The organism is Geomesophilobacter sediminis (genome assembly GCF_016458275.1).
In the GTDB taxonomy this organism is placed as follows: Bacteria; Desulfobacterota; Desulfuromonadia; order Geobacterales; family Geobacteraceae; genus Geomesophilobacter; species Geomesophilobacter sediminis.
This window is the reverse complement of the sequence record NZ_JAEMHM010000003.1, coordinates 218,934-233,583: the sequence shown is the minus strand read 5'-3', so window position 1 is coordinate 233,583 and position 14,650 is coordinate 218,934. Positions and strand designations below refer to the sequence as shown.

Below are 14,650 nucleotides of genomic sequence, written 5' to 3'. Positions count from 1 at the left end.
CAGGTTTTTGTCTTCCCAGAGGCAGAAAAGAACCTTTACAGCAAATCCCCCCCCAGCCCCCCTTTGTTAAAGGGGGGAGATATTGATTTGAGCCCCTCTCAGAGGGGTAGCCTTCAAAGAAACGGATTTACATGCTTCGTATCCGAAATTTAAATGCTTACTACGGGAAGGTGCACGCGCTCAAGAACGTGTCGCTGCACCTGAACCGGGGCGAAATCGTCACCCTCATCGGCGCCAACGGCGCAGGCAAAACGACGCTTTTGAACACCCTGTCGTCCGTCATCCCCGGCGCCGATGGTGACATCCAGTTGGATGGAAAGCCGATCCTCGGCCTGGCGCCGGACAAGGTGGTATCCCTCGGGCTTTCTCAGGTGCCGGAAGGGCGCCAGGTCTTCAATCCGCTGACCGTCGAGGAAAACCTGGAACTGGGTGCCTATCTTCGCTACCGTGCCGGTGGGAAGCGCAACGAGATCGCGGCCGACATGGAGCGGATGAACCTGCTGTTTCCCCGACTGAAGGAACGGCGTCGTCAGGCGGCCGGGACCCTTTCCGGCGGCGAACAGCAGATGCTCGCCATCGGGCGGGCCCTGATGGCGCGGCCGCGGCTGTTGCTTCTCGACGAGCCCTCCATGGGGCTGGCACCGCTGGTGGTACAGGAGATTTTCCGGGTCATCCAGCAACTGCGCGCCGAGGAGGGGACCACCATCCTGCTGGTAGAGCAGAATGCCCGCGCTGCGCTGAAAATCGCCGATCGCGGCTATGTGCTCGAGACCGGAAAAGTTGTCCTCGAAGGAAAAGCCGCCGAACTTTTGGAAAACAAGGATGTCCAACGCGCCTACCTTGGGCACGAGAAGAAAGAAATCTGGGAAAAATAGGCATTGAGCAATGATCAAAAAGCAAAGAGCTGTCTCTAGTTTCCTGCTCATTGCTCATTGCTCATTGCTCTTCGCTCACTGCAAAAGGGGTTTTTTAGATGGCTATCTGGGAACCGGAATATGAATGCATGCCGCGGGAGGAGATCGAGCAGCTTCAGCTCGAAAGACTCCAGGCTACTTTGAACCGCGTCTACAAGAACGTCACCTGCTACAGGAACAAGTTCAAGGAGCTTGGCATCGTCCCTGAGGACGTTCGCTCCCTGGCGGACCTCTCCAAGCTTCCGTTCACCACCAAGGAAGATCTCCGGCTCAACTACCCCTACGGCATGTTCGCCGTTCCGCTGCGCGAGGTGGTCCGGATCCATTCCTCCAGCGGTACGACCGGCAAGCCGACCGTCGTCGGTTACACCCGCCACGACCTCAAAGTCTGGTCCAGCCTGGTCGCCCGTTTCATGACCGCCGCCGGCGTCTCCCACGACGACGTCGTCCAGATCGCTTTCGGCTACGGCATGTTCACCGGCGCTTTCGGCCTGCACTACGGCTCCGAACTGATCGGCGCCTCCGTCATCCCGATGGGGGCCGGCAACACCGAAAAGCAGATCATGATCATGCAGGATTACCGGAGCACCGCGCTCGTTTCCACCCCGAGCTACGCGATCACCATCGCCGAGCGGATGGAAAAGATGGGGGTCGATCCCAAGACCCTGTCGCTCAAGGTCGGTCTCTTCGGGGGCGAGCCGTGGTCCGAGGCGATGCGCAAGGAAATCGAGAGCAAGCTCTGCATTTCGGCCACCGACAACTACGGGCTCTCCGAAGTCATCGGACCGGGTGTGGCCGGCGAATGCCAGGTGAAGAGCGGCATGCACATCTCCGAAGACGCCTTCATCGCCGAAATCATCGATCCGGAAACCGGCGAAACGCTCCCCCCGGGAAGCGTCGGGGAACTGGTGCTGACCTCCCTCACCAAGGAGGCCTTCCCGATGGTCCGCTATCGGACCCGCGACATCACCTGCCTCGACTACACCCCGTGCCAATGCGGCCGGACCACCGTGCGGATGCGCAAGACCATGGGGCGCTCCGACGACATGCTCATCATCAAGGGGGTCAATGTCTATCCCTCGCAGATCGAGGATGTGCTCATCGCGATCGAGGGGTGCCAGCCGCACTATCAGCTCGTGGTCGACCGGAAGGGGTCCATGGATACGCTGGAGGTGCAGATCGAGGTAACCGAAAACATCTTCTTTGACGAGATGAGGATGCAGAAGGCCTTCCTCGACACCGTGGAGCGGCGTCTGGACTCGGTCCTGGGGGTCGGCGCGGTGGTGAAGCTGGTCGAGCCGAACAGCATCCCGCGCGCCGAAGGAAAGGCATCCCGGGTCATCGACAAGAGGCGGATCTGATTGCCGCCGTCGCGCACTGTCTTAAAAAAAATCTCTCAGCAGGTTGGCAACTGAATACTTTGTAGTAACCTTCTACTTCAATTTTTTCAGTCAATCATCCCAAGGAGGAATTACATGAAAAAGGCAGTAACTCTCGGTGCGGTTCTCCTCTCCATTTCCGCTCTCAGTGTCAACGGCTATTGCGACGTGAAGAAAGGGCAGAAGATCAACGGTGCGACCGAGTTCCAGGAGCACTGCGCTTCCTGTCATCCCAAGGGTGGCAACATCGTCAATGCCAAGAAGCCGCTGAACAAGAAAGCTCTCAATGCCAATGGCATCCGCACCGCCAAGGACATCGTGGCGAAGATGCGGAATCCCGGACCGGGGATGACCAAGTTCGACGAGAAATCCGTTCCGACGGTCGAGGCCAATGCCATCGCGGAATACATTCTGAAGACCTTCAAGTAACCCTTCAGACATAACAAAACAAAAAGCACCTGCCGGATACGCTCCCGCAGGTGCTTTTTGTTTTGGGGGACTTTATTCCGGTGGGAGCGCCATTCCTGGCGCGATCCGCCGCAGGCGGTAAGGAAACGGGTCATTCGCGCCCGGAAAGGCGCTCCCACCGGGTAGGGGCCGACGGTGGTCCGATGGCCACAGAGCGACGTTTGCCTGAACCGTGGACCGTCGCGTTTCGTGCCTCAACGCGACCTACGTCATCTCTTCTTCCGACTGCGGGGGCGGGCCGTTGAAGCCTCGTCCCTTGGCGATACCCAGATGCAACGCCGCATTGATCAACCCGATGTGGCTGAGCGCCTGCGGAAAGTTCCCGATGAGCCGCCCGTTGCGCGGGTCCACCTCCTCGGACATAAGTCCGAGCGGACTTACATGCTGCAGCATCTCGGTGAAAACCCGTTCCGCTTCCTCGGTCCTGCGGCAGACCGACAGCGCGCTCACCAGCCAGAAAGAGCAGAGGATGAAAGCTCCTTCCTTGCCCGCCAACCCGTCATCGGCACGGTAGCGGTAAAGGAGGCCGTTTCCTGCCGAAAGTCCCTCCATCACCGCATCGATCGACGAATGCACCCGCGGATCGTCCGGGGGCAGGAGCCGGTGGATCGGCACCAGCAGCGCGGTGGCATCGAGGTCCTCCCCACCGAAGGCTTGCACGAAGCTGTTAAGCCGCTTGCTGAACCCTTTATCCAGGATGGCCTGCTTGATCTTGTCGGCCCCCGCCCGCCATTCCGCAACCGGTCCCTTCAACTCCCGCTGGGTGGCAAGTCTGGAGGCGCGGTCCAGGGCTACCCAGCACATCAGCTTGGAATGCACGTAATGGCGCGGGTCGGTCCGCATCTCCCAGATGCCGCGGTCCTTCTTGTCCCAGTTCTGCAAAACGAATTCGCAGATCCGCTGCACCATTTTCCAGACCTGCGGCTCCACGTCGCCGCCGAACCGCCAGGTTTCAAAAACGGTATTCACCAACTCTCCGTAGATGTCGAGCTGGGTCTGCCGCGAGGCCTTGTTTCCCACCCGCACCGGAGCCGAAAACCGGTACCCGGAAAGGCCGTCCAGCAGCCCCTCCTCCGTCTGGGCCTCGGCATGCAGCGGGTAAAAGGGCTGCAACCCTTCCAGGTTCTCGACCCGGCGCAGAATTTCCAGTACCCAGTGCCGGTATTTAGCCGCGTCGGCTGCATAGCCAAGATGGAACAGGGCCTGTGCCGTGAAGGATGCATCGCGGATCCAGGCGAATCGGTAATCCCAGTTCCTGATACCTCCGATCGACTCGGGCAACCCCAAGGTGCCGGCCGCAGCTATCCCGCCCGTTCCCGGATTCACCAGCAGCCGCAGCGCCAAACCGGAACGCACCGCGAGATCGACACATAGTTCATGGTGCACCGATTCCGAGCGCTGATGCCCCTCGCTCCAGGACTGCCAGAAGCGTACGGTCCGTTTCAGGAGCCGTTCGCACTCCCTCGGCTCCGGCGCGTTCCCCCCTTCCCCCCACACCAGGACCACCCACGCGGTTTCATGCTCATGCAGGGTGAGCTTTCCTGCGGCAGCACCGTCCTTAATATCCAATTCCCCGCCAAAAATCTTCACCGTGATCCGCCCGCTGTGCGCCACCAGGGCAGCGCCCTCACGGCGGACCTTCCCTTCAGTTCGCCCATAGTCAAAGCGAGGATGGAAGGTGACCCGAAAGGTGCTGTCGCGCCTTTTGCCGTGGATCTTGCGCAGCAGCATCCGGTGTTCCAGCCCGGCCTCCAAAGGCGGCATGAAGTCGGTGAGGCTTGCCTCTCCCATTGCGGTCGTGAAATCGGTCACCAGGACGTTGCTGTTTTGCAGATACCTTTGCACCGACTGGAATTTGAGTGCCGGCGCAATACCGAAGGTGCCGCCCCGGTCCGGATCGAGAATGCCGGCGAATACCGAGGGGGAATCCAGGTAGGGGAGGGGGAGCCAATCGACCGAGCCGTTGCGACCGATGACGGCGCAGGTCTCCTGGTTGCCGATCACGCCATAGTCTTCCAGGTTGCTGAATACCTCATCCATGATGGGCCTCGGTGCGGAGAACGGTTTCCTGAGCAGGTGAGGGGGGGAAACAAACAAGACAGGCTTGCTCCGCCCCAGGTCGCGGACATTGGCATAGTTTAAGACTGGGCCTTGTGCTGTCAAATGAGAGCCTCGGGGGCGGCTGTTTCAGGAATTGAGGCTGAAGCAGGTGGTGGTGAAACGCCAGGGAGACCGAATCGATTCGGTTGGCTGTCTTTAACAAAGGTCAATTTGTGGTATGCATTGAACCTTATTTTCCACGACCTGCCCTGGACCGGGCAGCCGGAGGGGGAAGCGATGAAATTCGACCTGAACAAGTTAGTCTGGCCAGCGCTGCGCCAAGTCTCCAGTGGTGACGTAGCCGGCCTTGGAAAAGCCTCCTTTTCCAAGCGCACCGCCTCCCTTAAATCGCGTCTTTCCGACGCGGATCGGGTGGTCCCTTCGGTCTGCCCCTACTGCGGGGTAGGGTGCGGCCAGGAGGTGTACGTCAAGGACGAAAAGATCATGGACATCGAGGGAGACTACGCCTCCCCGATCTCCCGCGGCTGCCTCTGTCCCAAGGGGAGCGCCACGATGCAGCTGGTTACCGGTACCCACCGCCATCAGAAGGTGCTGTACCGGCGTCCTTACGGGACTAAGTGGGAAGAGATCCCGCTGCAGGACGCGATGGACATGGTCGCGGTCCGGGTGAAAAAAGCGCGCGATGCGACCTGGGAGGATCAGACGGGAAAAGGTCATCCACTGCGGCGCACCCTGGGGATCGCGCATCTGGGCGGTGCCACCCTGGATAACGAGGAGAACTACTTGATCAAGAAGCTGTTTACCTCTTTAGGGATGGTCCAGATCGAAAACCAGGCCCGAATATGACACTCCTCCACGGTCCCCGGTCTGGGGATCTCGTTCGGCAGGGGAGGGGCCACCACCTTTCAGCAGGATCTGCAGTTCAGCGATTGCATCGTCATCGAAGGCTCCAACATGGCCGAGTGCCACCCGGTCGGCTTCCAGTGGGTGATGGAGGCCAAACGCCGCGGGGCGACCATCATCCACGTCGATCCGCGCTTCACCCGCACCAGCGCGGTCGCCGACCTCCACGTCCCGATCCGCGCCGGGACCGACATCGCCTTTCTCGGCGCGATCGTCAACTACATCATCAGCAACGACCGCTGGTTCAGGGAATACGTGGTCAACTACACCAACGCCCCGGCCATCATCAACGAGAAATTCCAGGATACCGAGGACCTGGACGGCCTCTTCAGCGGCTGGGACGCCGAAAAAGGGCAGTACGATACCTCCTCGTGGGGGTACGAAGGGGTCGAAGTGTCGCCGGCGGCCGGGCACCGGGAGATGTTTTCCGGCGAGCCCCGCTCCGAGCGCGGCGCCATGCTCAGCGCGGAAAAGCTCGATCCGACCCTCAGCGATCCCCGCTGCGTCTTCCAGATCGTGAAGCGCCACTATTCCCGTTACACCCCGGAAATGGTCGAGGAGACCTGCGGGGTGCCACGGGAACTTTTCCTGAAAGTCGCCGAGGCCCTGTGCGAGAACTCGGGACGGGACCGGACCAGCGCCTTTTGTTACGCGGTCGGCTGGACCCAGCATACCGTGGGGGTCCAGTACATCCGAACCGCGGCGATCATCCAACTCCTGCTCGGCAACATCGGCCGGCCCGGCGGCGGGATCATGGCGCTTAGAGGGCACTCTTCCATCCAGGGCTCGACCGACATCCCGACCCTCTACAACATGCTCCCCGGTTACCTCCCCATGCCTAAGGCCACCTACGATACCGACCTCAACAAGTACGTCGAGTACAACAAGTCGGCGACCGGCTGGTGGAGCGAGTTTCCGAAGTACATCGTTTCGCTGCTCAAAGCCTGGTACGGAGAGGCGGCCCGTCCGGACAACGACTGGTGCTACGGCTACCTGCCGCACATTACCGGCGACCATTCGCACATGGTGACCGTGGCGGCGATGGCGGACCGGATGGTGAAGGGGTATTTCGTCATGGGGGAAAACCCGGCGGTAGGATCGATGAATGCTGCCCTGCAGCGCAAGGGGCTGCGCGGGCTGGACTGGCTGGTGGTACGGGATTTCGCCCCCACCGAGACCGCGGAATTCTGGCGCAGCGCGCCGGAGGTGGTGCGCGGGGAGGTCACTCCGGAGCAGATCGGTACCGAGGTCTTTTTCTTCCCGTGCTCGGCCCACACCGAAAAAGACGGGTCGTTCACCAATACGCAGCGCCTGCTCCAGTGGCACCATAAGGCAATCGAGCCCCCCGGGGACTGCCGGAGCGAGCTCCACTTCGTCTATCATCTGGGCAAGCGCCTCAAGGAACTCTACCGGCATTCCGACGCCGCCAAGGACCGCCCGATCCTCGACCTGGCGTGGAACTACCGGGAGATCGGGGAAATGCAGGAGCCCGATGCCGAGGAGGTGCTGGCCGAGATCAACGGTTACACGCTTCCGGAGCGCAACCCGCTATCGGCCTACACCGAGGTAAAGGACGACGGGAGCACCGCCTGCGGCTGCTGGATCTACTGCGGCTGTCGCAAGGACGGGGTCAACCAGACCGCGCGGCGCAAGCCCGGCAGCGAACAGGACTGGGTCGCCCTTCAGTGGGGCTGGGCCTGGCCGGCCAACCGGCGCCTTCTCTATAACCGCGCCTCGGCCGATCCCGACGGGAATCCGTGGTCGGAACGAAAGAAATATGTCTGGTGGGATGCGGCGCAAAAGAAATGGACCGGTTTCGACACCCCGGACTTCATCGCCACCCGTCCCCCCGATTACCGGCCGCCGGAAGGGGCCGAAGGGATCGCCACCCTTTCCGGGATCGACCCCTTCATCATGCAGGCCGAAGGAAAGGGATGGCTGTACGACCCGAGCGGGCTTCTGGACGGGCCCCTCCCGACCCATTACGAGCCGCAGGAATCGGTATTGAAAAACCCCCTTTACGGACAGCAATGCAATCCGGCCCGGCTGGAATGGATCCGGCGCGACAATCCCTATCACAAGGCCTGGGGCGATCCTCATTATCCGTTCGTCGCCACCACCTACCGGCTCACCGAGCACCATACCGCAGGCGGCATGAGCCGCTGGCTCCCCTGGCTTAACGAGCTGCAGCCCGAGATGTTCATAGAGGTTTCTCCGGAACTTGCGGAACTTCGCGGGCTGGAAAACGGCGGCTGGGCCACGGTCAGCACCATCCGCGGCGAAATCGAGGCGCGGGTGCTGGTGACCGAGCGGCTGCGTCCGCTTAACATCCAGGATGAGGTACTGCACCAGGTCGGCATTCCGTACCACTGGAGCTGGATCGGGCGCTCCACCGGGGACGCGGCCAACGAGCTCACCGCTTTCGTCGCTGATCCCAACGTCAGTATCGAAGAATCCAAGGCCTTTTCGGTAAATGTCGTCGCCGGCCGTCGGCCCCCCGGGCCAAGGGCGGCCGCCGCCGCACCGCTCACCGAACCGTCCGGATTCGAGGATCCGCCGCGCGACCTGGAAGCGGTCCAGGGGAAACCGATCGGCCACCACGGCCTGCGCACCGGCAAGAAGGAGCTCACCGAGGAGGGTTGAGATGACGGCAACCGGATTTTTCACCGACACCACCGTATGCATCGGGTGCAAGGCGTGCGAGGTCGCCTGCAAGCAGTGGAACCAGCTCCCTGCCGACGGCGATTTCTTCAGCGGACGCTCCTACGACAACACCATTCACCTGGAAGCCACCACCTGGCGCCACGTTGCCTTTGTGGAACGGAGCGTGCCGCTTTCCGGCCGGACCACCGCGCATCCCTTCTCCTGGCTCTTCATGTCCGACGTATGCAAGCACTGCCGGCGCGCCGGCTGCCTGGAGGCCTGTCCCACCGGGGCAATCATCCGCACCGAGTTCGAAAGCGTCTACGTCCAGCCCGACGTATGCAACGGCTGCGGCTATTGCGTGGTAGCGTGCCCCTTCGGGGTGATCAACCGCCGCCAGGACGACGGCCGGGCCTGGAAATGCACCCTCTGCTACGATCGGCAGCGCGACGGGATGGAGCCGGCCTGCGCCAAGGCCTGCCCCACCGATTCCATCCTCTTCGGCCCGGTGGAGGAGCTGAAACGGCATGCCGAACTGCGCCTTGCCGAGCTGCACCGAAAGGGAGTCACCGAGGCGTATCTGTATGGAATGAAAGAGGAAGACCAGCCGGGAACCGAGGGGCTGCACGCCTTTTTCCTGCTTCTGGATCGGCCCGAGGTGTACAACCTGCCGCCGGACCCGGCGGTTCCCACCAAGAGCTGCGCCGTTTCCTGGGGATGCATGGCACTGGCGGCGGCCGGGATGGTGGCTGCGGGAATGGTCGCGGTGCGACGGGGAGGGGAGAAATGAACCTGCCATGGAGCCATGATCCGACGTTGGGAAGGGAGATGAATCCAGATTTCGCTGTGTTGACCGGCGAAGCCGCGGAGCAGAAGGTCAAACATCCGGAACCGAAGGGTACGACCACCACGCCGGTGCCGGTCTGGTCGACGGTTCCGTCGCTGTCGGTACAGCCGATCCCGGACTATTATCGACTCCCCTTGTTGAAGCAACCGGTGTGGATCTGGTCGGTGCCGACGTATTTCTACGTGGGAGGGCTTGCGGGAGGGGGAGCGGTGCTGGCGGCAGTGCTTCACGGCAAACGATCGCTGCGCACCCTTGCCTTTATCTGCCGGATCCTCGCCTTCGTCGGGACCACCATCGGCCCCGGTCTGCTCACTTGGGACCTCGGGAAAAAGCAGCGTTTCTACAACATGCTGCGGGTATTCCGGCCGACCTCGCCGATGAGCATTGGGTCCTGGGCGCTGGCCGGCTCCGGAGGGCTCGCTACGCTGGCGCTTTTGCAGGGAGACCGTGAAGAAGGGGCAGCGGTCCGCTGGGCCCTGGCCGGAGGCGGGCTGATGCTGGCCGGCTACACGGGGGTGCTGCTCGGCAACACCGCCAACCCTTTGTGGCACGGCGCGCGGCGGAGCCTCCCGGTGCTCTTTACCGCCTCATCCATGGCCAGCACGGCCGGACTTCTGGAATTTCTGCCGCTGAACCGATGCGAGGAGCAGGTGGCGGACCGTTTCGGGGTGATCGGGAAGATTGCCGAGACGGCGAGCATGGAGATCATGGAGCGCGAGGCGGGGCGAAACCCGGTTGCCGCCAAGGCCTTTGAGGAGGGGACGTCGGGGCTGCTCTGGAAAAGCGCGAAGGCGCTGGTCGTGGCCGGGACCGTGTTGAGCCTGTTGCCCTTCAAGGCGCGCTGGAAGCGCCGGCTGGGGGGGACCCTGACCACGGCAGGCGCGATTTGCCTGCGCTATGCGCTTCTCGAGGCCGGCAGGCAGGCCGCCCGCGACCCCCAGGCGGTGATCATCGAGCAGCGAAGCCGCAGGTGAGGATGGGGTTAACTGAAGATTGAAAAAAAACAACCTCTTAACGACCTGCTGCTTTCCTGAAAACGGCCATGCCCCCCTTTGATGGTGACATGGCCGTTTCTGCTATTTGTTCTCCGTCATCTTTTTCGCCACCGCCAGGTTGTGGTAGGCAATGGCCCTGATCTTGCTGACCTCAGCCGATGGCGGCAGCTTTTCCAGCCCGGCGAGGAACCGGTCCAGGTCGCTCCGCGCCTGCCCGGTCTTCTTCTCATCAAACGGAATCGAGAAGTCTATTCCCTTTACATCCCACGCATCCCGGGGCAGCACCGCAAAGGGTGCCAGGTCCTCTATCTTCCGGTTGGCAGCCAGCGCCGGAACCTCCCACTTGACCTCGCTGAACCGAATCCCGTCCCGATCCGCGGTCACCGTGTAGCTTCCCTTGAACGGCTTGGTGACGTCCTTTCCTTCGAAGTAGGTCCACTCCGATTTGCCCACCTGGGCATGAGATTCGTGGCAGGTGGCACAGCCGCGGGCTTTGCCTAGGGCATGGCTCAGCTTGTCCATCTGAACCCACAGGATCGCCTTGTTACCCGACGGAAGGTCGCTCCGGGTGCCGATCACGATGAAGGCGTCGTTCACGTCAGTGACGGTACGGGAAACCTCAATCGCCGGGGGCTCGCCGATCCTGACGTTGCCGGGAATCGACCTTTTGGGAATGGACCGGAAGAGCAGGCCGGTGGGACCAAGCTCCCGGGTCTGGTTCATAACCGCCATCGGGTAGGGCTTGACCCCGATCCAGCGGCCGACCGCGTCACGGATCAGTGTCGGCAGGTTCCGGGTCCCGTAGTACTCCTTGTGCTTGGCATACGGGGTTTCCACCCCCAAGGTGTTGCCGTTGCCCCAGAAGGTGTACTGGTAGGCGCCGGACACGGTTACGTGGCAGGCGGCGCAGTCGACGTTTGCGTGGGCGGAGCTTTTGACCGCCTGCACGATGTCGCCATGACAGGTGGCGCAGGCCGACCGCGCGTCGTCGGCGGCGAGATGGCCGAAGTTGTGATTGACCGGCTTGTGGCAGTCCAGGCACTGCACCCCTGCCTTGACGTGGGCGCCCTGCGGGAGCGAATTGGGGAACGAGTAGTCGCCCCGGACAAAGCCCGCGCCGCGGCGGCGGTCCATCGGCCCGGCGTGGCAGGTGCTGGCCCTCCCTCCGCCGTAACAACTGGCGGTGTCGGGTTTTCCGTAGGAGTGGCGCCCTTTCCCGGCGAAGGGGCGATAGTGGCAGTCGTTACAGCCGGGGTGGCACATGTTGCAACTGCGGTCCGAGGCGGCGTTCTGGTCGGCGCGGTAGGTGACCGCGGTCTGCCCCTTCAGGTTTTCGTAATTCTGCCCAAACCACATGCCGCAGTTCTGGGGGCCGGGGAGCATTTCCGACCAGGAGCGGAAGGCGCGCTGGTGTTTCATGAGCCCCTTGTCTGAGCTGTTGTAATCCTTCACCTCTTTTTCATGGCAGCGCCCGCAGGTCTGCTCGGCGATCTTGGGCGAGTAAGCCAGGGTTTCGGGATCCCGGTCGTGCCACTCGATACCGACGATCGTCTTGGCGCCGACCGCCTTCAGCTTTTCCGGATCACCCTTGGGAATCATCCGATCCATCCCGGCCCCCCGCGGGAGGATCGGCTGCAGCGCACCGGCCGACTCCCGGGAAAGTGCCTCCCCCTTTACCTTGGGGCCGACCGCGACCACGAAAGGACGGAGCATCCCCCGGTGCGACCCCTCCTTGATAGACTGCGAGCCGTCCCCCAGGTGGCAATCGACGCAGGTGGCGCCTTCCATGTGCGTTTCCCGGTCGACCTGGGCCGGGTCCAGGTACATCGATTCGGCGCCCAGCGCCTTCATCTTGCTTTGGTCACCGTGGCAGATCACGCACTGTGACTTCGCGTCGTATCCCCAGGCCGCGGAAGAGGTAGCCAGGATCACCAACAAGACGAGCCGCTTCATGTGTACTCCTTTTGCATCGTGTAAAAGACAGGCCGGTGCCCGCTTTTTTCGAAAGTTCTCCTAAAGGTCCTAAGGGGACAGGCACCAATTAATGTGCGAGGACCTTTATGGTGCACATTAAATGGTGCCTGTCCCCCTCTGCGTTTTGTCCCCCTCTGCGTTTAGAGGGCAGCCTGGAGGTATCTGGTCATCAGGCCCAGGGTACCGGTACAGAGCATCACTCCCGCGGCGGTGAGTACGACTCCGCTGGTGACCGAGGCGAGCCTCATGAACCGGTGCATCTTACGGAAGAATCCCAGGGCGCTGTTGATGGCAAGGGAAGTTATCAGGAAAGGGAGGGCCAGCCCGAAGGCATAGGCCGAAAGGAGGGTGATCCCGGTTCCGACGGAGTCGGTGGTACTGGCATAAACGAGGATGGAGCCAAGGACCGGACCGATGCACGGGGTCCAGCCGGCGGCGAAGGCGGTTCCGACCAGGAAGGATCCCAGCAGGCCGGCCGGCTTGTTGCGCAGATGCACCCTTTTCTCCAGGGAGAGGAAACCGAAGTTGAAAACTCCGGCAATATAAAGGCCCATGACGGCGATAAGCACCCCGCCGATCTTTCTCAGCACATCCTGGTAATCGGAAAGGAGGCTGCCCAGAAAGCTCGATGAAGCGCCCAGCAGGATGAATACCACCGAGAATCCGGCCACGAAAAGCAGTGAGTTTTTGAGGGTGGCGGCCAGTACCTGGCGCCGATTGTCAGACCCGGTAAGTTCCTCAAAGGAGATGCCGGTGATAAAGGAGAGATACGAAGGAACCAGGGGAATCACGCACGGGGAGAAAAATGAGAGGATCCCTCCGGCAAACGCCATGAACAAGGTAACGTCTTTCATGTCAGATCCTGCCGCTTAACGCCCGTTCGACGTCGTTTCTCAGACTCGTTTCCGAGTACAACCCCATAACCTTCTTGATGATTCTGCCGTCTTTCCCGACCAAAAACGAAACAGGGATGCTGGAGACGTTGCCGTAGGCGTCGATCACGTGGTCGGTGGCGAGGGCGAGCGGATAGGTCATCCCCATCTTTTGGACGAAGCCGGGGGGAACATCGTCCAGGGCGAGACCGATGACGGTAAACCCCTGCCGCTGATAGGCAGCGAACGTCCTTTGGAACCCGGGTATTTCCATGCGGCAGGGGGGACACCAACTGGCGAAGAAATTGACCAGGACGACCTTGCCGCGGTAATCGCCGAGGTCGACCCGGTTCCCGGTAAGGCCGCTGAGGGTGAAGTTGGGCGCCGCCTGGTGAGTGGCCGGCCGGTTGCCGGCAAAGGCGACCCGCTCCCGCAGCAACGGGAAAAGGTAGAGACCGATGGCGAGAAGAACCACGAGTTGGAGGGTGATTTTCCAGTATTTCATGCCGCTTTTCCTTTCTTGGTGCCGACCGCCTCGGATTCCTGTTCCAGCGCTCTTCCCGCGGCCCGCCATTCGGCAACGCCGTCCCGCAGCCGCCGCGTATCGAATCCCGCTTCCTTCAATATCTTCGCCGCTTTGACCGTACCGACGCAGAAGGGGCTCCGGCGGTAAATAAATACCGTCTTGTCTTTGGGCAGCTCCTTCAGGTGCGTCGCCAGTTCCTCAACCGGAATGCTCTGTGCCATCGGCAGATGGCCCGCCTCAAATTCCCTGGGCGGGCGGAGATCCACCAGGATGGCATCGCCGTTGCGGACCATTTCCAGAGCGTCCTCACCGAGGATCTGCCCCACCGAGACGACGTCCCGCTCGTATGCGCGCATGAGTTCACGGGCTACCGGATCCTCCTCCAGCGCGAAGTCGCGCAGCGCCATCCACAGGCGGATCGCCGGACCACTCCCCAGGGAGCAGAAGGCGTTGCGTCCCTCGCGGCGGATGTCGATCAGGTGCGCCTCGCGAAGGATCTTGAGGTGGGCGCTGGTGTTGGCCGAACTCTGGCCCAGCTCCTCGGCCAGATCATCAACGGTCCGGTCCCTTTGGCAGAGCAGGTTGAGAATGCGAACCCGCTGCTGGCTGGCCAGTGCCTGGCCGACGCGGGCAAACTGCTGATAGAGCAGGGGGGGGATGTTTTCCAAGTCCACGAAATACCTCTTTGCACCGGTTAGGTAAACAGCTGGGCCGGAGCCCGACGAGGCAAGTCATCGCCATCGCGGCTACCATATAATCAAATGATTATTTGAATGTCAACGGATTTTTGAAGTCAATGGACGGGCCGGCCACCCAGGTGCAGGAGCGACATTGTTACATAACGGACGGAAGCGGCCTTTCTTGTGGGAGCGCCATTCCTGGCGCGATCCGCCGCAGGCGGTAACTTCCAATGCCGCTAATCGCGCCTGGAAAGGCGCTCCCACAGGGTTGGCGCTACCGTGCTTTTTTATGGAGGTTAGGATCGCGGCAGGAATGTCGCTCCTACAGGGGGATGCACCAGTATTTGATGCTTTCGCAGGGGAATCAAATGAGGGTGATATGCAGGTG

At 61.7% G+C, this 14,650-nt stretch carries 11 protein-coding genes; 6 read left to right on the top strand and 5 right to left on the bottom strand.

The features are described 5' to 3' along the window. Nucleotides 1-131 precede the first annotated feature (131 nt). The 3 genes from JFN93_RS04395 to JFN93_RS04385 all read left to right on the top strand — a co-directional run bounded on the left by JFN93_RS04395 (nucleotide 132) and on the right by JFN93_RS04385 (nucleotide 2,722). Nucleotides 132-875, top strand: coding sequence for an ABC transporter ATP-binding protein (locus JFN93_RS04395; RefSeq protein ID WP_199382781.1), 744 nt, complete (start codon nucleotides 132-134; stop codon nucleotides 873-875). Nucleotides 876-973: 98 nt separating this feature from the next. Continuing rightward, nucleotides 974-2,275, top strand: a complete 1,302-nt coding sequence (locus tag JFN93_RS04390) for a phenylacetate--CoA ligase family protein (RefSeq protein ID WP_199382780.1) — start codon at nucleotides 974-976, stop codon at nucleotides 2,273-2,275. A 114-nt stretch (nucleotides 2,276-2,389) separates the two neighbouring features. After that, a complete protein-coding gene (locus JFN93_RS04385; protein ID WP_199382779.1) occupies nucleotides 2,390-2,722 on the top strand; it encodes a c-type cytochrome in 333 nt (110 codons plus the stop codon). Between the two features lie 243 nt (nucleotides 2,723-2,965). Here JFN93_RS04385 and JFN93_RS04380 read toward each other — a convergent pair whose 3' ends face one another. Then, nucleotides 2,966-4,801, bottom strand: a complete 1,836-nt coding sequence (locus JFN93_RS04380; RefSeq protein ID WP_199382778.1) for a glycoside hydrolase family 15 protein — start codon at nucleotides 4,799-4,801, stop codon at nucleotides 2,966-2,968. Between the two features lie 297 nt (nucleotides 4,802-5,098). Between JFN93_RS04380 and fdh the strand changes: the two genes are divergently transcribed. From fdh to nrfD, 3 genes are read left to right on the top strand one after another with little or no spacing between them, the layout of a single operon-like run. Continuing rightward, nucleotides 5,099-8,368, top strand: coding sequence for a formate dehydrogenase (fdh, locus tag JFN93_RS04370; RefSeq protein WP_215907680.1), 3,270 nt, complete (start codon nucleotides 5,099-5,101; stop codon nucleotides 8,366-8,368). Nucleotide 8,369: 1 nt separating this feature from the next. Continuing rightward, a complete protein-coding gene (locus JFN93_RS04365; protein ID WP_199382776.1) occupies nucleotides 8,370-9,158 on the top strand; it encodes a 4Fe-4S dicluster domain-containing protein in 789 nt (262 codons plus the stop codon). 38 nt (nucleotides 9,159-9,196) lie between these two features. Next, nucleotides 9,197-10,189 carry an NrfD/PsrC family molybdoenzyme membrane anchor subunit gene (gene nrfD / locus JFN93_RS04360; protein WP_199382775.1) on the top strand — a complete coding sequence of 331 codons (993 nt, stop codon included), beginning with the start codon at nucleotides 9,197-9,199 and terminating at the stop codon, nucleotides 10,187-10,189. A gap of 102 nt (nucleotides 10,190-10,291) precedes the next feature. Here nrfD and JFN93_RS04355 read toward each other — a convergent pair whose 3' ends face one another. From JFN93_RS04355 to JFN93_RS04340, 4 genes are all read right to left on the bottom strand, one after another. Then, nucleotides 10,292-12,163 carry a cytochrome c3 family protein gene (locus JFN93_RS04355; protein WP_199382774.1) on the bottom strand — a complete coding sequence of 624 codons (1,872 nt, stop codon included), beginning with the start codon at nucleotides 12,161-12,163 and terminating at the stop codon, nucleotides 10,292-10,294. Between the two features lie 161 nt (nucleotides 12,164-12,324). Next, entirely contained in the window at nucleotides 12,325-13,038 is a 714-nt protein-coding gene (locus JFN93_RS04350) for a cytochrome c biogenesis CcdA family protein (protein WP_199382773.1), read from the bottom strand. Nucleotide 13,039: 1 nt separating this feature from the next. Further along, the gene (locus JFN93_RS04345; protein WP_199382772.1) at nucleotides 13,040-13,561 is read right to left on the bottom strand and encodes a peroxiredoxin family protein; all 522 of its coding nucleotides are present in this window, start codon (nucleotides 13,559-13,561) and stop codon (nucleotides 13,040-13,042) included. Further along, on the bottom strand, nucleotides 13,558-14,256 hold the full coding sequence (locus tag JFN93_RS04340; RefSeq protein WP_199382771.1) for an ArsR/SmtB family transcription factor: 699 nt from the start codon (nucleotides 14,254-14,256) through the stop codon (nucleotides 13,558-13,560). Before JFN93_RS04340 ends, JFN93_RS04345 begins: the two co-directional genes overlap by 4 nt. Nucleotides 14,257-14,650: the final 394 nt, after the last annotated feature.